The sequence below is a fragment of the Paraburkholderia sp. XV genome (assembly GCF_020177535.1).
Lineage (GTDB): Bacteria > Pseudomonadota > Gammaproteobacteria > Burkholderiales > Burkholderiaceae > Paraburkholderia > Paraburkholderia caribensis.
On record NZ_JAGUUD010000021.1, the window covers coordinates 1 to 19,753 of the forward strand.

At 62.9% G+C, this 19,753-nt stretch carries 20 protein-coding genes; 11 read left to right on the plus strand and 9 right to left on the minus strand.

Annotated elements, in window-relative coordinates:
• Window positions 1-294: 294 nt before the first annotated feature.
• Both KFO72_RS13420 and KFO72_RS13425 read right to left on the minus strand, forming a co-directional pair.
• Window positions 295-501 carry a YbdD/YjiX family protein gene (locus KFO72_RS13420; protein ID WP_054931988.1) on the minus strand — a complete coding sequence of 69 codons (207 nt, stop codon included), beginning with the start codon at window positions 499-501 and terminating at the stop codon, window positions 295-297.
• A gap of 12 nt (window positions 502-513) precedes the next feature.
• Window positions 514-2,592, minus strand: coding sequence for a carbon starvation CstA family protein (locus tag KFO72_RS13425; protein WP_060607692.1), 2,079 nt, complete (start codon window positions 2,590-2,592; stop codon window positions 514-516).
• 205 nt (window positions 2,593-2,797) lie between these two features.
• Here KFO72_RS13425 and KFO72_RS13430 point away from each other — a divergent pair, with 205 nt between their 5' ends.
• Complete coding sequence (locus KFO72_RS13430; protein WP_062917857.1) at window positions 2,798-4,213, plus strand: cache domain-containing protein; 1,416 nt, start codon at window positions 2,798-2,800, stop codon at window positions 4,211-4,213.
• Window positions 4,210-4,851 (plus strand): response regulator, encoded by a 642-nt coding sequence (locus tag KFO72_RS13435; protein WP_054931991.1) that lies wholly within the window; start codon window positions 4,210-4,212, stop codon window positions 4,849-4,851. The genes KFO72_RS13430 and KFO72_RS13435 overlap by 4 nt, the downstream gene beginning before the upstream one ends.
• Before the next feature lie 32 nt (window positions 4,852-4,883).
• On the opposite strand, the gene KFO72_RS13440 is transcribed toward KFO72_RS13435, so the two are convergent.
• The 3 genes from KFO72_RS13440 to KFO72_RS13450 all read right to left on the minus strand — a co-directional run bounded on the left by KFO72_RS13440 (window position 4,884) and on the right by KFO72_RS13450 (window position 7,245).
• Window positions 4,884-5,225: a zinc ribbon domain-containing protein YjdM gene (locus KFO72_RS13440; protein ID WP_062917858.1), complete on the minus strand. Its 342-nt coding sequence runs from the start codon at window positions 5,223-5,225 to the stop codon at window positions 4,884-4,886.
• A gap of 80 nt (window positions 5,226-5,305) precedes the next feature.
• The gene (locus KFO72_RS13445; RefSeq protein ID WP_054931993.1) at window positions 5,306-5,986 is read right to left on the minus strand and encodes a DUF5074 domain-containing protein; all 681 of its coding nucleotides are present in this window, start codon (window positions 5,984-5,986) and stop codon (window positions 5,306-5,308) included.
• A gap of 38 nt (window positions 5,987-6,024) precedes the next feature.
• A complete protein-coding gene (locus KFO72_RS13450; protein ID WP_225032338.1) occupies window positions 6,025-7,245 on the minus strand; it encodes a helix-turn-helix domain-containing protein in 1,221 nt (406 codons plus the stop codon).
• Between the two features lie 123 nt (window positions 7,246-7,368).
• On the opposite strand from KFO72_RS13450, the gene KFO72_RS13455 reads away from it, so the two are divergent.
• Together KFO72_RS13455 and KFO72_RS13460 are read left to right on the plus strand one after the other, a co-directional pair.
• A complete protein-coding gene (locus tag KFO72_RS13455) occupies window positions 7,369-8,133 on the plus strand; it encodes a DUF899 domain-containing protein (protein ID WP_060607702.1) in 765 nt (254 codons plus the stop codon).
• Window positions 8,134-8,186: 53 nt separating this feature from the next.
• Window positions 8,187-8,954, plus strand: coding sequence for a DUF2182 domain-containing protein (locus KFO72_RS13460; protein WP_412101783.1), 768 nt, complete (start codon window positions 8,187-8,189; stop codon window positions 8,952-8,954).
• Window positions 8,955-8,996: 42 nt separating this feature from the next.
• Here the strand turns inward: KFO72_RS13460 and KFO72_RS13465 are convergent, their stop codons facing one another.
• The 3 genes from KFO72_RS13465 to KFO72_RS13475 are packed head-to-tail and all read right to left on the minus strand — an operon-like array spanning window position 8,997 to window position 11,685.
• Window positions 8,997-9,767, minus strand: coding sequence for an SDR family oxidoreductase (locus KFO72_RS13465; protein ID WP_176054054.1), 771 nt, complete (start codon window positions 9,765-9,767; stop codon window positions 8,997-8,999).
• A gap of 33 nt (window positions 9,768-9,800) precedes the next feature.
• Window positions 9,801-10,772, minus strand: a complete 972-nt coding sequence (locus KFO72_RS13470) for a zinc-binding alcohol dehydrogenase family protein (RefSeq protein ID WP_054931998.1) — start codon at window positions 10,770-10,772, stop codon at window positions 9,801-9,803.
• 58 nt (window positions 10,773-10,830) lie between these two features.
• On the minus strand, window positions 10,831-11,685 hold the full coding sequence (locus KFO72_RS13475) for an alpha/beta fold hydrolase (RefSeq protein WP_225032340.1): 855 nt from the start codon (window positions 11,683-11,685) through the stop codon (window positions 10,831-10,833).
• 193 nt (window positions 11,686-11,878) lie between these two features.
• Here KFO72_RS13475 and KFO72_RS13480 point away from each other — a divergent pair, with 193 nt between their 5' ends.
• On the plus strand, window positions 11,879-12,511 hold the full coding sequence (locus KFO72_RS13480; RefSeq protein ID WP_225032341.1) for a CGNR zinc finger domain-containing protein: 633 nt from the start codon (window positions 11,879-11,881) through the stop codon (window positions 12,509-12,511).
• Window positions 12,512-12,590: 79 nt separating this feature from the next.
• Here KFO72_RS13480 and KFO72_RS13485 read toward each other — a convergent pair whose 3' ends face one another.
• Window positions 12,591-13,781: a porin gene (locus KFO72_RS13485; RefSeq protein ID WP_054932001.1), complete on the minus strand. Its 1,191-nt coding sequence runs from the start codon at window positions 13,779-13,781 to the stop codon at window positions 12,591-12,593.
• Between the two features lie 599 nt (window positions 13,782-14,380).
• Between KFO72_RS13485 and KFO72_RS13490 the strand changes: the two genes are divergently transcribed.
• The 6 genes from KFO72_RS13490 to KFO72_RS13515 are packed head-to-tail and all read left to right on the plus strand — an operon-like array spanning window position 14,381 to window position 19,751.
• Window positions 14,381-15,187, plus strand: a complete 807-nt coding sequence (locus KFO72_RS13490; protein ID WP_060607718.1) for a GntR family transcriptional regulator — start codon at window positions 14,381-14,383, stop codon at window positions 15,185-15,187.
• 20 nt (window positions 15,188-15,207) lie between these two features.
• Window positions 15,208-16,413 carry an ABC transporter substrate-binding protein gene (locus KFO72_RS13495; RefSeq protein ID WP_054932003.1) on the plus strand — a complete coding sequence of 402 codons (1,206 nt, stop codon included), beginning with the start codon at window positions 15,208-15,210 and terminating at the stop codon, window positions 16,411-16,413.
• 8 nt (window positions 16,414-16,421) lie between these two features.
• The gene (locus KFO72_RS13500; RefSeq protein ID WP_062917866.1) at window positions 16,422-17,294 is read left to right on the plus strand and encodes a branched-chain amino acid ABC transporter permease; all 873 of its coding nucleotides are present in this window, start codon (window positions 16,422-16,424) and stop codon (window positions 17,292-17,294) included.
• A gap of 3 nt (window positions 17,295-17,297) precedes the next feature.
• Window positions 17,298-18,296 (plus strand): branched-chain amino acid ABC transporter permease, encoded by a 999-nt coding sequence (locus KFO72_RS13505; RefSeq protein WP_062917867.1) that lies wholly within the window; start codon window positions 17,298-17,300, stop codon window positions 18,294-18,296.
• Window positions 18,289-19,044 carry an ABC transporter ATP-binding protein gene (locus tag KFO72_RS13510; protein WP_225032342.1) on the plus strand — a complete coding sequence of 252 codons (756 nt, stop codon included), beginning with the start codon at window positions 18,289-18,291 and terminating at the stop codon, window positions 19,042-19,044. The genes KFO72_RS13505 and KFO72_RS13510 overlap by 8 nt, the downstream gene beginning before the upstream one ends.
• Window positions 19,041-19,751, plus strand: coding sequence for an ABC transporter ATP-binding protein (locus KFO72_RS13515; RefSeq protein WP_060607732.1), 711 nt, complete (start codon window positions 19,041-19,043; stop codon window positions 19,749-19,751). Before KFO72_RS13510 ends, KFO72_RS13515 begins: the two co-directional genes overlap by 4 nt.
• Window positions 19,752-19,753: the final 2 nt, after the last annotated feature.

Below are 19,753 nucleotides of genomic sequence, written 5' to 3' on the forward strand. Positions count from 1 at the left end.
GCCGCCCCGCACAGGGGCGACGCGTGAAGCGCGCTAACGTAACGCGGATGCCAGCGCAAAGGCCGAGCACACCGAACGAAGAGGCGTGAAGCGCGCTAACGTAACGCGGATGCCAGCGCAAAGGCCGAGCACACCGAACGAAGAGGCATGAAGCGCGCTACCGTAACGCGGATGCCAGCGAAAAGGCCGGCAACACCAAACGGCGACGCCAAAAGCACGCTAACGAAACGCGGATGCCAGCGCAAAACCCAAGCCCACCCCCCAGCGTCGCAGACAAAAAAAACGCCAACCACCTCAACAACACTTCCCAGCGCCCCCAGCATACCTCGCCGCCTGCCGCTCGCGAAAAAACTCCTCATACGACATAACCGGGCGATCAGGATGCGCAGCACCCATATGCGCGACGTAAGTCGCATAATCCGGCATCCCGACCATCAACCTCATGGCCTGCCCCAGATATCGCCCGGCGTTAAGCACATCATCCCGAAGTCCAGAGAACATAACGCGCTCCGTTTACTGCGTACCGCTTGCACGCTGCCCGGAGGGCAGAATCTCGAACGGCGTCTCCCGCACCGTAGGCCGATCCGCGCGTCGCGCACGAACCACCGCCAGCACGCCATAAAACACCACACTCACGACCACGAAAATAAACAACCCCGCCAGCGCAGCATCGACATAATCATTGAACATGATCCGATGCATCTGCTCGATCGACTTGGCGGGCGCCACGATCTTGCCCGCATCGGCAGATGCACCAAGCTTCGCCGCGTGCGCAAGAAATCCAACCTTCGGATTCGCGTCGAAAATCTTCTGCCAGCCAGCCGTCATCGTACAGACCAGCAACCAGACGGTCGGCACGAGCGTTACCCACGCAAAACGCTCGCGCTTCATCTTGAACAGCACCACCGTGCCGAGCACCAGCGCAATCCCCGCCAGCATCTGGTTCGAAATGCCGAACAGCGGCCACAGCGTATTGATGCCGCCAAGCGGATCGACCACGCCCTGATACAGGAAGTATCCCCAAGCGGCAACACACAGCGCCGTCGCGATCAGATTCGCCGGCAGCGATTCCGTACGCTTGAGAGCAGGGTGGAACGTGCCCAGCAGATCCTGCAGCATGAAGCGCCCCGCACGCGTACCGGCATCGACAGCCGTCAGGATGAAGAGCGCTTCGAAAAGAATCGCGAAGTGATACCAGAACGCCATCATCGCCTGGCCGCCAATCACCTGATGGAGAATCTGCGCCATCCCCACAGCAAGCGTCGGTGCGCCGCCCGCACGCGCGACGATCGTCGTTTCACCGACGGCCTGCGCAGTTTGCGTCAGCATCTCCGGCGTCAGCATGAAGCCCCATTGCGATACCGTCTGCGCAACCGCGTCGGGTGTCGTGCCGAGCACGGCAGCGGGCGCGTTCATCGCGAAGTAGATGCCCGGCTCGATCACGGCAGCCGCCACCAGCGCCATCACGGCAACGAACGATTCCATCAGCATCGCGCCATAACCGATGAAGCGCGCGTTCTTCTCATTGTCGAGCAGCTTCGGCGTCGTGCCCGACGAGATCAGCGCGTGGAAGCCCGACACCGCGCCGCAAGCAATCGTGATGAACAGGAACGGGAACAGATTGCCCGACCACACCGGGCCCGTGCCGTCGACGAACTTCGTCAGCGCGGGCATCTTGAGTTCCGGCGCGACAACGAGAATGCCGATCGCGAGGCCGAGAATCGTGCCGATCTTCAGGAACGTCGACAGATAGTCGCGCGGCGCAAGCAGCAGCCACACCGGCAACACCGATGCGACAAAACCGTAGCCGATCAGAATCCACGTGAGCTGCGTGCCGCTGAACGTGAACCACGCGGCGAGCGCGGGATTGTCGTGCACGCTCTGACCGAACACGATCGATGCCATCAGCAGCACGAAGCCGATCACCGACACTTCGCCAATGCGGCCGGGCCGGATGAAGCGCGTGTAGACGCCCATGAACAGCGCAATGGGGATCGTCGCGGCGACGGTGAACGTGCCCCACGGCGAATTGGTCAGCGCCTTCACGACGATCAGAGCGAGCACGGCAAGGATGATCACCATGATGAGGAACGCGCCGAACAGCGCGATCACGCCGGGCACGGTGCCCAGCTCCATCTTCACGAGATCGCCGAGCGAACGCCCGTCGCGCCGCGTCGAGATGAACAGCACGATGAAGTCCTGCACGGCGCCCGCGAACACGACGCCCGCGAGAATCCACAGCATGCCGGGCACGTAGCCCATCTGCGCGGCGAGCACCGGGCCGACCAACGGACCTGCGCCCGCGATCGCCGCGAAGTGATGGCCGAACAGCACGTACTTGTTGGTCGGCACGTAGTCGAGACCGTCGTTGTGCCGCACGGCAGGCGTCATGCGCTGGCCGTCGAGTTGCAGCACATGATTCGCAATGAAGCGGCTGTAGAAGCGATAAGCGATCAGATAGACGCAGACGGCGGCGATCACGACCCAGAGGGCGCTGATCTTCTCGCCGTGCGCAAGCGCGATGGTGCCGAACGCGAAGGCGCCGAGAAGCGCAACCGCTGTCCAGATCAGAATACTGGATGCCCGATTCATGGGAGTCTCCATAATTTTGTTTGCATGCCCGTCAGCGCTCGCCGGCGAGGCCCAATGCAGCGCGTCGAGGTCGCGCCGCGCATGGTCGAAGATGTGCCATGCTCTTGGGCGTGTAGTATTCGTCTTCGTCGTGTGCGCCACAAGCGCACAACTACGTAAGCGCGCTACGTAGAATTACGTAGGCAGTCCGACTGGCTTTCCGCAGATGAAACTCAAGGCAAAGATCTTTCTGCTCGCCCTCGTGCCGTTTCTGGCCGCGATCGCGGGCATTGCGCTCGGGGTGCGCCATCAGGCCACCGCGCTTGCGAGCGCGCAGCACGATACGACGCAATCGGCGTACATGGCGAGCAAGGAAATCGAGCTTCGTCATTACGTCGATCTCGCCACCAGCGCGATCAGGCCGCTCTACGACGAAGCGGGCGTCAACGCCCGCGACGACGCGATCCTGCGCCACCGTGCGCTCGCGATGCTCGAAAAAATGGACTTCGGCCAGGACGGCTACTTCTTCGTCTACGACATGCACGGCCGCTCGCTGATGCATCCGCGCGAGCCGGATCTCGTCGGACGCGATCTGTGGACCTTGCGCGATCCCGCCGGCTCGCTGACCATCCAGCAACTCATCGCGGCGGCCGCCGAGGGCGGCGGCTATGTGCGCTATGTGTGGCATCGCCCGTCCACCGGCAAGCTCGCGCCGAAGCTCGGCTATGTCGTGCCGCTGCCGCGCTGGGGCTGGATGCTCGGCACGGGCATCTATCTCGACGACGTCGATACCACGCTTGCGCGCATCGACCAGCGCGCGTCGTCGGACATCGAGCACACCATGCTATGGATCGGCGCGATCGCGCTGGCGGGGCTGTGCGTGATCGCCGTGTGCGCGCTGGTGCTGAACGTCAGCGAATACCGCAGCGCCGACGCGAAGCTCAAGCGGCTCGCGCAGCAGGTGGTCGAATCGCAGGAAAACGAACGGGCGCGGCTGTCGCGCGAACTGCATGACGGCATCAGCCAGATGCTCGTTTCCGTCAAGCTGCTGCTGGAGTCTGCCCTCGCGCGTTTCGAGCTGACCGAGCCGCGCGTGCAGCCGGCGGAAGCCGCGCTGTCCACAGGCATCGGGCGGCTCGGCGACGCGCTGCGCGAAGTGCGCCGCATCTCGCATGCACTGCGTCCCTCGATGCTCGACGATCTCGGGCTGGCGGCAGCGCTCGAACAACTGACGCGCGAACTGAGCACGCAAAGCCATCTGTCGATCGGCTTTACGCAGATCGTGCACGATCACGCCGCGCAACTACCCGACACGGTGAAGACGGCGCTGTTCCGCATCGCGCAGGAAGCGCTGACGAACATCTTCCGGCACGCGCAGGCGACGCAGGCCGCCGTCGCGCTGGAAGTCAGCGCGCGCCGCGTCACGCTGTCGATCAGCGACGATGGACGTGGCTTCGACGTCGAACGGGTGCAGGCCGACCCGAGCGCGGGCGTCGGCTTGCGCAACATGCGCGAGCGGCTGGAGGCGCTGAACGGCGAATTGCAGCTGGTGTCGCGGCCGGGCCATACCCTCGTCACGGCGACTGCGCCGCTGTTCGCGCAGCAAGCGCTTCACATCGAAATGCAGGCAGACCCTTCATGAACAGTCCAGCGGGCGCGGCGCGCCTCATCCTCGTCGACGATCATCCCCTCGTGCGCGACGGCTTGCGCGCCCGGCTCGATACCGTGCCGGGTTTCGCCGTGGTCGGCGAAGCGGGTAACGCCGACGAAGCGCTGGCGCTCGCGGCCGCGCACGAGCCAGACCTCGTGTTGATGGACGTGGGCATGCGAGGGATGAACGGCATTGCGCTCGCCGCGCTGTTTCATGAGCGCTATCCGGGCATCCGCGTGCTGATGCTGTCGATGCACGACAACGTCGAATACGTGACCCAGGCAGTGCGCGCGGGCGCGAGCGGCTACGTGCTGAAGGATTCGCCGGGCGCGGAGATCATCCGCGCGATCGGCGCCGTGCTCGACGGCAAGACCTATTTCAGCGAAGGGCTCAGCGCGCGGCTGATTCACGCGTCGGCGATGCGCGATCCGATCGAACGTTTGACGCCGCGCGAGCGCGATATTCTCGACCAACTCGCCGAAGGCTTGTCGAGCAAGCAGATCGCGCAACGCAATGGTCTATCGGTGCGTACCGTCGAAACGCATCGGCTGAATCTCAAGCGCAAGCTCGAGATAGAAGGGCAGGCCGAATTGATCAAGTTCGCGGTGGAGCATCGGCGCACGGAGTGAGCCGTGCCGAAGGCTGTGCGGCAGTTTGCCGCTCACACCTTCCTGACGAATTCCGATTTCAGACTCATGGCGCCGAAGCCATCGATCTTGCAATCGATATCGTGGTCGCTGTCCACCAGCCGGATGTTTTTCACCTTGGTGCCCATCTTGATCACGCCTGCCGAGCCTTTCAGCTTCAGGTCCTTGATGACAGTCACGGTATCGCCGTCCTGCAAGACGTTTCCGGCTGAATCGCGATAGACCTTTGCGGCTGTTTCGTGCGGCATGGCCGACTGCGTCGACCATTCATGCGCACATTCCGGGCAGATGTACACGCCCCCGTCTTCGTACGTGAATCCGGAATTGCATTGCGGACAAGCGGGTAGCGTGCTCATGAGTATTCCTTGATGCCAGCGTCGGCTGTAAAAGCGCGCAAGTATAGCGCTGTCGACGATGGGCTTTCCTGGAATCTGTGTCAGTCGCTGATCGCGTCAACGGGCGCTTGTGCATCCGTGCTCTTCGTATTCCGCTTCGGCCTGCGCACGGCACGCAATGTTCCGCTGTTGCCGCCGCCGCAAAAGAACTGCTCGGCTCCATCCGATTCGACGCCCGACACCCGGACCCCTTCCGGCATATCGAGCATCTCCAGCACTTCACCCGTGCGCGGATCGACGTGCCGCAAATCGCTCTGATCGCCTTCCCACGTGCCGTGCCACAGTTCGCCGTCCACCCACGTCACGCCCGTCACGAAACGGTTCGATTCGATGGTGCGAAGTATCGCGCCCGTTGCTGGATCGAGCTGATGGATCTTGCGCTCCTGATACTGCCCGACCCACAACGCGCCTTCCGCCCACGCAAGCCCTGAGTTGCTGCCGGCGGGTGCCGGAAGCGTCGCGAGCACGGCGCCCGTCTGCGGGTCCACCTTGCGGATCTGGTCGCCGGCAATCTGGTACAGGTGCTGTCCGTCGAACGCCGTGCCTGCTGTCGCGGGAACCCCGATCGAACGCACCGTTTTCCCGCTCGATGGGTCCAGCGCGTTGACCGCTTCGCCCGATGCGAACCACACATGCTGGCCGTCATAGGTGACGCCATGCACGTTGTCGATGCCCGGAAAAGGTCCATATTCACGCACGATTTCAGCAGGTGAGCGTTTCATGCTTGCGTCCTCGTCGGTGAAGTGTCGAGCCTTAGATGCTAATCGATCGGCAGCGCGGCGGGGAGTAACAAGGCTGTCGCGAAACCCGGCATGGGCGGCATGGTCCAGCGGCGCGCGCGACCCTGACCGAACGACTGCACCTTGCCCGTCGACGCGAGCGTATCGAGCGCGCGCTGCACGGTTCGCTGACTCGCGCCGAGTGCGAGCGCGAGCGCGGAACTGGACCAGGATTCGCCGTCCGCCAGCAAGGCCAGCAACGACGCGTGTTCCTCTTCGACGGGCCGCGCCAGCACGACGACTTCGGACGCGCGGCGCGGCGTGAGCGCAAAGCCGCGCTTCGTTGCATCGATATCGGCGAGCGCGCCGAGCATCGTGCGCAGCCGTCCGATCTCGACACGCAGGCGCGCGCGATGCGATTCGTCCGCATGCTTCATGCGGAATGCGCGTTCGATCAACGTGTCGCGCGGCACGTCGCCGGGCCAGGCTTCGGCCAGCGTTCGCGCAAGCGTGAACAGCACGGGGCGCGTGGCCAGCGGCACGGCGTGGTCCGCGTCGCGCACGGCATAACGGCAGGCGTCGATGACGAGCGCTTTCGACGCCATTAGCGCTTCGACTTCTTCGAGCAGCAAAAGCCGCTCGTCGCCGCTTGCGATCAGACGCGCTGCGGGCGTATCGAGCAGACGCGCGGCACTTTCCACTTCCGCGGCGAGACCGGGAATGCCGGCATGGCGCGCGGCACGTTCCGCTCTCGCCAGCGCCGCGCGCGCGGTCTTCGTGCGCAGACGGCGCATCGCGATGCCCGCGACGATCAGCTCGTGCGCGGCGCTCGATGCAGGCGGAAACGGCGCGGAATCGAGACCGTCGAGCAGCCGCTCGGCCTCGTCGAGATGTCCGACCAGCAGCAGGCGGCGGACCTGAAGATTGCGCGCGTGCGCGGCGTTGAGCGTGTCGTCATGCGCTTCGAGCGTCTGGCGGGCGGCTTCGAGTGATTTCGCGGGCCAGCCGAGATCGCGGGACGCGAGCGCAATCTCCGCTTCGGCAACGATGCATCGCGCGCGGGCAACCGCGTCCCTCGGACCGAAGGCGCGCGCCGCGCTGCGAATCAGCGACTTCGCACGCACGAGGTCGCCCAGCTGCGCCATCGCGATGCCGCGCAGCGCGAGGGCGGGCGCGTCGTCGCGCAACGCGACGCGGTTCAGCGCACCGAGGGGATTACCCGCGGCGAGCGAGCGCGCGGCGGCTGCGAGGGTTGCGTCCATCTGAATCACGCCACACTTGTCACTCCCGTCCATTGGATGTCCCGCACTAATCTAGCACGACACGTTTCATCCACATCAGTTTCATCGGCATCACGCAGCGGACACCCAACGGAGGGACGAAAGATGAGCAAGCATACGGTCGCCACACGCGACGCATGGCTGAAAGCACGCCTCGAATTGCTGGAAGCGGAGAAGGCGTTGACGCGGCGCAGCGACGAACTTGCGCGGCAGCGTGAGGCGCTGCCGTGGGTGAAGATCGACAAGCCGTACCGTTTCGAAACGGAAGAAGGCAGCGCGACGTTGCCGGAACTCTTCAGAGGACGCTCGCAACTGATCGTCTATCACTTCATGTTCGGCCCTGATTACACGGCAGGTTGCCCGTCTTGCTCGGCGATTGCGGATGGCTTCGACGGCGTCGCCGTGCATCTCGCGAATCACGATGTGACGCTGATGGCCGTGTCGCGCGCGCCGCTCGCGAAGTTGCAGTCGTACAAGCAGCGGATGGGATGGAAGTTTCCGTGGGCCTCCACGGACGGCAGCGATTTCAACTTCGATTTCAGCGTGTCGTTTACGGAAGCGCAGCAGCGCGAGGGCGACATCGAGTACAACTTCGAACGGGCGGGCCATGCAATGGATATGACGCCCGCGCCGGAACCCGTCGTGCGGTTCGCGGCCAGTTGCGGCACCGACGTGCCCACGTATTCGCGCGACCGGCCGGGCATCAGTACCTTCGTGCGCGAGGACGGCGTGGTGTATCACGCGTATTCGTCCTATGCGCGCGGTGTGGACGGATTGTGGGGCATGTACCAGTGGCTGGACCGCGCGCCGAAAGGGCGCAACGAGAAGGGCATCTGGTGGCGGCGCCACGACGAGTACGAACGGCGTTGAGGTGCGGCGTGGACTTCGCGGGCGTTTTCGTGCGAATGGGCACCTTGAAGGCCGTGGCAAATCCGCGAGTGTCGCGGCGCGCCTTCTTCGGCGTTGCGGCGCTCGTCTTCGTGGCTTCGGCGGCGCTGACGGTCGCCGGATGCGTGTCGATGCAGACGATGAGTGAACTGCCGATGCCGGGCGGCTGGTCGCTGTCGATGACATGGGCGCCGATGTGCGGACAGAAATGGCCCCGCGTCGCGGCGACGTTCGTCGGCATGTGGATGGTGATGATGGTCGCGATGATGCTGCCGTCGCTCGCGCCGGAGTTGTGGCGCTATCACGAAGCCATGGGCGAAGCGGGCTCGATGCGCGCGGGCAGGATGACTGCGCTGGCGGGCGTGAGCTATTTTTCCGTGTGGGCTGTTCTCGGCGTGATCGTGTTCGTGCTGGGCGTCGCGCTGATGTCGCTCGCGTTGCGCGTGCCGTCGATGGCGCGCGCGGTTCCCATCGCGGCGGCCTGCGTCGTGCTGCTAGCGGGCATCGTGCAGTTCAGCAGATGGAAGTCGCGTTATCTGGCGCGCGGCCGCATGCTGACCGCGACGCACAGCGCAAGCAAAGCGTGGACGGGCGGCATGCGTCTCGGCGTGCATTGCATCTTGTGCTGCGCCGGACTGACGGCGGTGCTGCTCGTCAACGGCACGATGGATCTGCGCGCGATGGCATGCGTGACGCTGGCGATCACAGCCGAACGTCTCGCGCCGTTTCCCGATCGCATTGCCCGAGCGACAGGCGCTATCGTCGTGGTTAGGGGCTTATGGATGCTCTTGCAGGCATCTTGACCAAAGGCACGCACGCGAACCCACCGCGTGCCCGCCGCCGCATCAGATCGATTTCACTTCGCCGCCGTCCATGCGCAGCGACGAACCCGTCATCCAGCGCGCGCCGGGCGACACGATGAACGCCATCAACCCGGCGATTTCCTCGGGCTCGCCGTACCGCGCAATGCCCGCTTCCTTCGGGAACTTCGCCGTCGCTTCTTCGACGCTCATGTTGTGCAGCGGCGCCCAGTGCTCCAGATACGACTGGCGACGCCCCGTCATCACCGGGCCGGGCAACACGCTGTTGACCTGCACGCCGTCTTCGATGCCGCGATCCGAGAAAGCCTTCGCCAACGCGACGATGGCCGCGTTGATCGTGCCGACGGCCGCATATGGCGCCTTCGGAAAAAGCGCGGAATTCCCCGACATCAGCACGACCGACCCCGACGCCGCCTTCAATGCGGGCCACGCGGCAATCGTCAGACGCCGCGCGCCGTGCAGCTTCAATGCAAGGCCATGTTCCCACTGTTCGTCGGTCATGTCGAACACGTCGATTTGCGGCACCGCGCCTGCAATGTTGAGCAACGCGTCGATCCGGCCGAACGACGCCAGCGCCTTATCGACGACTTCCTGCGCGGCATTCGGCAGCGACAGGTCGATGTCGATAGCGAGCGCCTTCGCGCCCGCATCGGTCACGGCCTGCGCCGTTTCGTCCAGGTTCTCGCGGTTGCGCGCGACCAGCACGAGCGCGCCGAAGTCCTTCGCCAACCGGATTGCCGTCGATCGGCCGATGCCCTGGCTCGCGCCCGTGACAATCGCTACTTTGCTTGACATGTCTCTTCTCCTCGTTGGATAGCGCAACAGCTTTTAGTGGACGACGACCATCTTGCCGCCCGCTTCATTCGCTTCCATGACACGGTGCGCTTCGTGAATCTGATCGAACGGGAACACGCGCGAGGGCTTCGCCTTGAGGCGCCCGGCAGCGACATCGGCCGCGATGGTCTGCAGCGGCACATCGGACAATGGAAAGCCCGGCGTGCCGAACACGAAGCTGCCGAAGAACGTCAGGTACACGCCGCTCGACATTTGCAGCAGCGGATTGAAATCCGCGATCGGCGCAAGACCGCCGAGCCACCCGGCGAGACACGCGCGACCGCCACGGCGCAGCATCGCGAGCGAATCGAGAATCACGCTGTTGCCGACCAGGTCCAGCACGGCGTCGATCTGCTTCGCCTCAGCGATACGCTTCGACAGATCGGGGCCTTCCAGTTCGACGCGTTCGGCGCCGAGTGCTTTGAGCATGTCGAAGCGGGCCGGACTGCGCGTCGTCGCGATCACCTTCGCGCCCGCATTCACAGCGAGATTCACGGCCGCCTGTCCGAACGAAGAGGTCGCGCCGCGAATCACCACCGTTTGCCCCGCGGTCACTTCGAGGTTGCGGAACAGGCATGTCCACGCCGTCGCATAGGTTTCGGGAATCGCCGCAAGCTCAGCCCACGGCAGATCCGATTCGATCAGCGCAACATTCGAAACGGGTGCGCGCGTGTACTCCGCATAGCTGCCGTCGATCGTGCGGCCGAGGCCGCCCATCAGCGCCGCGACTTTTGCGCCGACGGGAAACTCGCCGCCCGGACACGACTTCACGATGCCCACGCATTCGATTCCGCTCACCTTCGCCGCTTCGGCCCATTCGCCGCGCCGCATATGCATTTCGGCGTGGTTGATGCCGAACGCCTTGATTTCGATGACGACGTGACCTTCCAGCGGTTCGGGCTCCGGCAGCTCCGTATATACGAGGCTGTCGATACCACCGAACTTTTCGAGCACGATTGCACGCATGAGGGTTCTCCAAAGGGGATGGCGGCAAGCGGGCGAACCAGCCGTTCGCCCATCGGTTTCAGCGAGTGAGGAAGCCGGTAATGGCGGCGGCGATGTCGGCTGCGTGCGTTTCGAGCGCGAAGTGGCCTGTGTCGAAGAAACGTACGTCCGCGTTCGGCAAATCGCGCTTGAACGCTTCGGCGCCGGGCGGCAGGAAGAACGGATCGTGCTTGCCCCACACCGCGAGGAACGGCGGCTGATGGGTGCGGAAGTACTGCTGGAACGCCGGGTACAGCGCAACGTTGCTTTGATAATCGCCGAACAGATCGAGCTGGATCTCGTGCGCGCCGGGACGGTTCATGTAGTAGTCGTCGAGCGAATAACCGTCGGGCGAAACCTGCGTCGTGTCGCTTACGCCGTGCGTGTATTGCCAGACGGTCGTGTCGCGGGTCAGCAGCGCGCGCAGCGCGTCGCGGTTCGCCTGACTCGGGTCCTTCCAGTAGGCCTGAATCGGATTCCAGCCGTCGCTCAGTCCTTCCACATACGCATTGCCATTCTGCGAAATGATCCCCGTGATGCGCTCCGGGTGCTTCAGCGCGAGCCGGAAACCCGTCGGCGCACCGTAATCGAAAACATAGACGGCGTAGCGGTCGAAGCCGATCACTTCCGTGAACCGGTCGATCACGTTGGCGAGATTGTCGAACGTGTACGCGAATTGGTCCCGGTCCGGCATGTCCGACTGGCCGAAGCCCGGCAAATCCGGCGCGACGATATGAAACCGCTCGGCGAGCAGCGGAATCAGGTCCCGGAACATATGGCTGGAACTGGGAAAGCCGTGCAGCAGTAGCAGCTTGGGCGCGCCGGCGCGGCCCGCTTCCCGATAGAACACGTTGAAACCGTCAACGTCGGCGTGGCGATGGGCAATCGTGGACATGGCGTTCTCTCCGTAAAGATACATTTCGCTCGATCTTGTCAGCGCGGCCTGTGGTCGAGTCTTGCTTCAGGATCGCGCTTTCCGCGTAACCGTTCAATCGATGTTTTATAGGTTACAAATTGGCGATGTAACTTGTCAAGTGCTTTTTTAGTGGTTACGATAGAGTTATCGTCACCTTACATTCGTCATAGCGATGGACTACCGTCAGATACCGGCCATGTTTTTGGCCGACGCGCCGGGGCTCGATTTCCTGAATTCGATTGCCACGCCCGTCGACGTGCCCGTCGACTGGATCAGCGACGGCGAAGGTCTACTCCGCTGGCTCGACCAGGCCGGCATGGCGCCGCCCGACGCGCTCGCGGCAATCCGCGCACGCACGGCACCCGCCGAGCTCGACGCGATCGCGGCTAAGGCGCGTGAACTGCGCGAGTGGTTTCGCGGCTATGTGAAAAAGAGGAAGGGGCATCCGCTCGCAACGAGCGATTTGCGCGAACTCGAACCATTGAACGCGTTACTCGCGCGCGACGAACAGCATGGCGAGATCGTCGCAAATGGCGCGGACGCGCCCGCCGCGTTTTCGTTTCGCACGGTGCGGCGCTGGGAGTCGCCGGAGTCTTTGCTGATGCCGATCGCCGAGGCGCTGGCGAAACTCGTTTGCGAAGAGGACTTCACGCAGGTGAAAGCATGCGAGGGCCCTGCATGCACGCTGCTGTTCGCCGATCACACGCGAGGCCATGCGCGCAGGTGGTGCAGCATGGCTGTGTGCGGGAATCGGGCGAAAGTGGCCGCGCATCGGGCGCGGCTCAAGGAGAAGAATCGGGAGTAGGGCGCCGTCTGCCGGACGGAATCACAAATTACGATCGGCTGGCGTTCCTCAGTGCGGCGACATACGTCGCCGCTTCACATCAGAACTTGTGACGCATCCCCACCCGCAGCACGAGCTGATGGTTGTCGTTCGACGGCGTGACGCCATTGATTGCAGCAACCGCGCTGCTGCCCGTCGAATCCGTACCGGACGCTTTCTGATAGATCCCGACGAAGTACACATCCGTGCGTTTCGAGAGAAAGTAGTCCGCGCCTGCTTGTGCCTGATGATAGGTCGCACCGTCCCTGCCGCTTACCGAACTGCCTTTCGTGTAGTCATAGGCCACGCCGACCAGGAAGGCTGGCGTTATCTGATACTTGAAGTTGGCTTCGACGTTGTTGAACATCGCGGTGCCGCGATTGCCGAATGGATTCGGACCCGATCCGCCGCCGTTCAGATCGTCGAAGCGCGTATTCGAATAGGTACCGCCAAACGTAGCGGCGCCATAGGTGTACGCGGCGCCCGCGGCATATACCTCCTGGGTGCGCGCATTGGCAAAGCCGGAAAACACTGGCGACGCGATGTTGTTCAGTGACGCGAGCGGCGCGGAGCCCGTTGTATTCGCGAGTGCGCTGGTGCCGTAGAACGAGGTATTCGGATTGCGGATGTTCAGGTAGCCGACGCCGAGTCCGAGCGGCCCGTTGTAGTACGAGCCGCCAAGCGACCAGATCTGGTTCTGGGTGACATTTCCTGCTACACCGCCGAGGCTATACACGCCGCCGAATGTGAAGCCGCCATAGTTGTTGCTCGTGTACTTGATCGCGTTGTTGACGCGGTTCGAGTTGTTGATGTTGTCGAGGTCGCCCGGATGCGCGGTATAGAAGCCGCCCCATTGATCGCCGACTTCGAACAGACCGACATAGTCGACCACGGAATCGTACTGACGTCCAAGTGTCACCGTGCCATACCGTGTGCCCAGGCCGACGTACAGCTGGCGCCCGAACAGCAGCCCACCCTGGCCGAGCTTCCCGCTGCTGAGATCCATGCCGCTTTCGAGGACGAATAGCGCTTTCATGCCGCTGCCAAGATCTTCGACGCCTTTCAAACCCCACCGGCTTGCCTGAATTTCACCACTCACGAGGCTGTACTGGTGTGCACCACGCGAGTTGTTATTGAACGTCAGGCCTTCATCGACGATACCGTAAAGGGTGACACTGCTCTGCGCCTGGGCGGCTGCGCAATATGCTCCAAGTGCTCCGATGACTCCGGCGATACAAATTGATTTTTTCATCCTGTTTCCAGAATTGTTCGTTGACGTGGGTCCCTTAGTGCGAAACCAAGAGCATGTTTCACGGTCATGATTCGCCGGCCGCGAGGCTAACTGCAAAGAAGGCATCCTAAGCAAATGGAATCGATGAATTACCGGTGTGATCGCTCGACTGTCGATGGCTGAAAGTAGCGCGTGCATACGCATTCCAACCGCAGTGCTGGCGCTCTTCACAGTCGACGAGTAGCGATCGGAACCGCCGCGGCTCTCATTTGCGACGAAAATTAAGCAGCCTATTTTGTCTTGTCAATGGAACATTTGATGCGCAGAATGTCCTATTGCTGCGCAGAATGTTGAATCGTCTGCGATGCACGGACTTTTCGGTGTTTTCCCGATGGAACAAGCTCACAGGGTGCTTGTTCCATGGGTCATGCCGTGCCCGTTATGCGACCGGTTGCGTGCATGTTTTCGATCCGTCACAGCGCAGAGTTGACGACGGAAGCCAATCTTGCGAACCACTTACTGACGGCTTGCGCCTCATCGGCGCTTACGATGTAGAACAATGTTTATTTTCCAGTTTGTTCTATTGACCGGACATTACGACACTTCTAGAGTTGACCTCCATGGAAACGACGCTGCCACTGCCGAAATATCACCAAATCTATCTGGTGTTGCGCGAGCAACTTCAGGAGGGCCGCTTCGACGACGAAGGCATGCCCGGCGAACATCTTCTCGCCGAACAGTTCTCAGTCGCACGCATCACGATACGCAAGGCAATGGAGATGCTCGTCGCGGACGGGCTGGTCACGCGGCGACCGGGCGTCGGCACATGGCCGCTGCGCGCTGCCGCAGGAAAGAAGCAGGGCGATTCGAAAGGCGCACCGGTTTCGCGCCAGAAAGCGCATCTGACCGGCCTGCTTGAGAACATCGTGAATATGGGCCTTCGGACCACGGTCGAAGTGCTCGACAGCACAGTGGTGCTCGCCTCGGAGGCGATCGCCGAGGCGCTGCACCTGGCGGTGGGCGACGCCGTCTATAAGAGCGTGCGGGTGCGCAGCACGTCGGCGGGGCCTGTCTCGTTCATCACCACGCACGTGCCGAAAGCCGTGGCGGAAATCAAAAGCCGCGACCTCAAGCGCAAGCCCTTGCTGATGCTGCTCGAGGAAGCGGGCGTGCAACTTGGCGGCGCGACACAAACTATTTCCGCGCGCCTGGCCGACGCTGTGGTGGCGCGCCATCTGGACATCGCTGTCGGCTCGGCACTGCTCGCGGTCACCCGTCTGGTGCGCGACACCGACGAGCGACCCGTACAACTGTTGCAAGGCCTTTACAGGCCCGATCGTTATCAATATCAGCTACAGCTCTCGCGAATCGGCGACATCGATGCAAAGGTCTGGGTCAGCGAAGAACTGTCTGCCACATTCAACTAACGCTATCCAACGGAGATCGCATGAGTTCGCGTCGCACATTTCTGCGCCAGTCCACCGCCGCAGCAGCACTGGTTGCCGCACCCTGGGTCGCTCGCGCGGCCAGCGGCAAGAGCATCAAGGTCGGCGTGCTGCATCCTGTCACGGGAGCGTTGGCTTATTCGGGGCAGCAATGTCGTCTCGGCGCACTGCTGGCTATTGAAGACATCAACAACGCTGGCGGAATCAGGTCGCAGGGCGGTGCGTTGATCGAGCCGGTGCTGGGCGATGCGCAGTCGCGTCCAGAAGCCGGTGCGGCCGAAGTGGAGAAGATGAACGAGGCAGGTGTCTCGGCGATTGTCGGCGCATACGCATCGGCAATCTGTCTCGCGACCACGCAAACCGCTGCGAAATACGGCTTGCCGCATGTCGTGGACGTGGGCGTGGCGGATCAGATCGTGGAACGCGGCTTGACCAACACGTTTCGCTTTGGCCCGGGCTATCGGATGTGCAGCGCACGCGCGGTGGAGAACCTCGACGCACTGAATACGGGAGCCGGCAAGCCGGCCAAAACGGTCATGATCGTGCACGAAGAGTCGCTATTCGGGGCGGGCACCGCCGCGCTGCTCAGCAGCGAACTTCCGAAGTACGGCTTCGAGATCAAGGAAGTCATCAAGCATCCGAATCCGACCCGCGACTTCAACAATATCGTGTTGCGCATGCGCGCGGTCAATCCGGATATCGTGATCCCGGCAAACTATTACAACGAGTACGCGCTGCTGCTGCGAGCGATGAAACAGCAGAAGGTGCGCCCGAAAGCAATCTATTCGGTACTTGGCGGCGCGGCGTCGAGCTACAAGTTTCTGAAGGAGTTTCCCGATATTGCCGACGGGATCATCGACTGCAATCACTGGTTCAATCCCAAGGATGAGCGAGTCGGGCCATTGCGCAAACGGGTCGAGGCAAAGGGCGCATTTTTCTCGTACGAAGTGTTCATGACGTACACGGCGACGATGCTGCTTGCCGATGCGCTCGAGCGCGCCAAATCGGCCGATCGCGCGGCAATCAATGCGGCGCTTGCATCGAGCACGTTTAAAGATCACATGATGCCGTACGGGCCGACGCATTTCGTCAACGGTCAGAACACCGGCGCGCAGCCGCTGCTGACACAGGTGCTCGGCGGCGATATCAAGGTCGTGTTGCCGCCCGCCTACCGCGAGGTCGCACCGCAATTTCCGCTGAAGAGCTGAGGCAGCGCATGTTCGATCCAGTCATCCTTTTGTCGGCGCTGCTGAACGGACTGACGACGGGTGCGGTGTATGCGCTCATCGCGCTCGGCCTGACCTTGATTTACGGCGTGCTGCACATCATCAACTTCGCGCACGGCGCGGCGTTGATGATTGCACTGTATGCGGTCTTCCTGCTGAAGGAGCGACTGGGCATCGACCCGTACATGGCGTTGCCCATCGTGACGCTCGGCATGTTCGCGTTTGGCTACCTGCTGCAGCGTTTCGTGATCAACCGCGCGAGCCACGGCAAGGATGAAAACATTCTGCTGGTTACGCTCGGCTTGTCCATCGTGCTTGAAAACCTCGCACTCGTCTGGTTCCATTCCGATACGCGCAACATCGAAACGGCCTATACGCTTTCGACGATCGAGATCGGACCGGCCATGATCGCGTTACCCAAGGTCATCGCCTTTTTCGGGGCACTGGTTGTCGCGGCGGTGTTGTTCCTGATCATTCGCATGACCGACCTGGGCCGCGCGATACGCGCTGTTTCTCGCGAAAAGCACGGCGCGAAGCTGATGGGTATCGACGTCGACAAGGTCTACGCGCTGTCCTTCGGCATCGGCATGGCGTGTGTCGGCGCGGCGGCCTGTTTCCTGTTGCCGACGTATTACGTCAATCCTCAGGTCGGGAGCGGCTTCGTGCTGATCGCGTTCACGATCGTCGTGCTGGGTGGCATGGGCAGCTTTGCGGGCGCATTGGTCGGCGGCTTGCTCATTGGCGTGGTTGAATCGCTAGGAGGGTTGTGGTTTGGCGATACGCTCGGCCAGATGGGCATCTTTGCGATCTTCATCGTTGTGCTGCTTGTTCGCCCCCAAGGGCTTTTCGGCGCGAGGGCCTGACCGATGCGCGACATTCGTTCCATCCTGATCTTCGGTGTGCTGTTGGCCGTGGTCGCCAGCGTGTTGCAATCTGGCGTGCTGCTCACGTTTCTGATGATGTCGCTATACGCGGTGTTGTTGTCGCAGTCATGGAACATTCTCGGCGGCTATGGCGGGCAATTGTCGTTTGGACATGCATTGTTCTTCGGCGTGGGCGCCTACACGCAGGCCATTGCGCAATTGAGCTGGGGCTGGAATCCGTGGCTTGCGTTGCCCGTCGCCATCGCCTTCGGCGCATTTGCCGGACTGGTGGTGGGTGCGCTGGCGTTTCGCGGCGGATTGAAGGGTTCCTACTTTGCGCTGGTGACGCTGGCTTTTGCCGAAGTCGCGCGCATCCTCGCCGTGTCGGTGCCGTTCACGGGCGGCGGTGTCGGTTTGATGGTGCCGCTGCACGCAAGCGCGGCGAACCTGCAATTCGGGTCCAGGCGCGGCTATGTGTATTTGCTGCTGTCGTTCGTGATTGCTGCGCTGCTGGTCACCGCATGGTTGCGTCATTCGCGTTTCGGCGCGTACCTGCAGGCGGTGCGCGACAACGAAAGCGCCGCGCGGGCGATCGGCGTCGATCCCGTGCGCGTGAAGCTGGGCGCGATCGCGTTGTCGGCTGCGTTTATGGCGGCGGCGGGCGCGTGCTATGTGCAGATGTTCCAGTACATCGATGCCGGTATCGCGTTCGGCCCTGCGATATCGATCGAAGCGCTGGTGGGCGTGATAGTCGGCGGAGTCGGCACGTTGTGGGGACCGGTACTGGGCGCGGCGCTCCTTTATGTCCTCGGTGAATCGACCCGCAACCTGTTCGGCGAATTGCCGGGTATCAGCATGGTGATCTACGGCGTGGTGCTGGTCGTGATCGTCATGTTCTTGCCGCGCGGTCTGACGGGTGCGGGCATGTCGGTGCGGCGCCTGATGGGGCGGCCGGTGAAGCAGGGTCGCGCCAGCGAGCGCAAGGAGCAAGCCCATGTCTGAAGCGCTCTTGCAGGCCCGTGGCCTGTCCATCACGTTCGGCGGCCTGAAGGCGGTGCAGGACGTCAGTCTCGATGTCATGCCCAACACGCTGACGGCGCTCGTCGGTCCGAACGGTGCGGGCAAGACGACGCTGTTCGCGTTGCTGTCGGGGTTCCTTCGGCCGGGTGCCGGGCGCGTCCAGTATCTGGGGCGGGACATTACGGGGATGGCGCCGCATCGGTCGGCAAGGCTCGGCTTGACGCGCACGTTCCAGATCGTGCAGCCATTCGGTGCACAGACGGTACGCGAGAACATCGCGGTCGGCGCACACCTGCATCAAGCTGGGCGGCGGGCTGCGCTGGCGGCTGCGGAGGCGGTCGCGGAACGGGTGAATCTGCACGACAACCTCGATAAGCCAGCAGCCGATCTGACCGTGAGCGGCCGCAAGCGCCTCGAACTGGCGCGCGCGCTCGCGACGAAGCCTCGCCTGCTGTTGCTCGACGAGGTGCTCGCCGGACTGAATCCAAGCGAGATCGACGAGATGATTCCCGTGATTCGCGGCCTGGTCGACAGCGGCGTGACGGTGCTGATGATCGAGCACGTGATGCGCGCGGTGATGAGCCTCGCCGAACACGTCTGGGTGCTGGCGCAAGGTCGGTTGATCGCGGGCGGCACGCCGCGTGAAGTGACATCGGACCCGTCCGTGATCGAAGCGTATCTCGGTCACGGCACGGCCCAACGGCTGGCGCGTGAAGGAGAACGTCGGTGAGCGCATTGCTCGAAGTGAGCGGGCTTCGCACAGGCTATGGACGCACCGAAGTGCTGCGCGGCGTGGATATGCGTGTCGACGAAGGCGAGATTGTCGTGCTGCTCGGCAGTAACGGTGTCGGCAAGACCACGCTGAACAACACGGTGTGCGGCATCAATGCTGCGTGGGAGGGCGTCGTACGGTTCGACGGGCACGACCTGACCGGGCGGCACTACCGCGCCGTGGTCGAAGCGGGCCTGATCCAGGTGCCGGAAGGCCGGCGGATTTTCCCGAACCTGAGTGTGCGCGAAAACCTCGAGCTGGGTGCATTTGCGCGCGGCAAGCCGAGTCGCAGCCACAACCTCGCGCGGATGCTGGAGATCTTCCCGCGTCTTGGCGAACGGATCGATCAGGCGGCGGGCACGATGTCGGGCGGCGAGCAGCAGATGCTTGCAATCGCCCGGGGTTTGATGGCCGAGCCTCGTTTGCTGATTCTTGACGAGCCGTCGCTGGGTCTGTCGCCGTTGATGGTGGAAGAAATGTTCGCACTGATTGCACGCCTGCAGAACGAGGGACTCGCGATCCTGCTGGTCGAACAGAACGTCGGCCAGTCGCTCGAGACGGGACAGCGTGGCTATGTGCTCGAAAACGGGTTGATCCGGTACTCCGGCACGTGCGCGGAGTTGATGGCCAGCGACGACTTGCGTCGCGCCTATTTGGGGATGTAGTC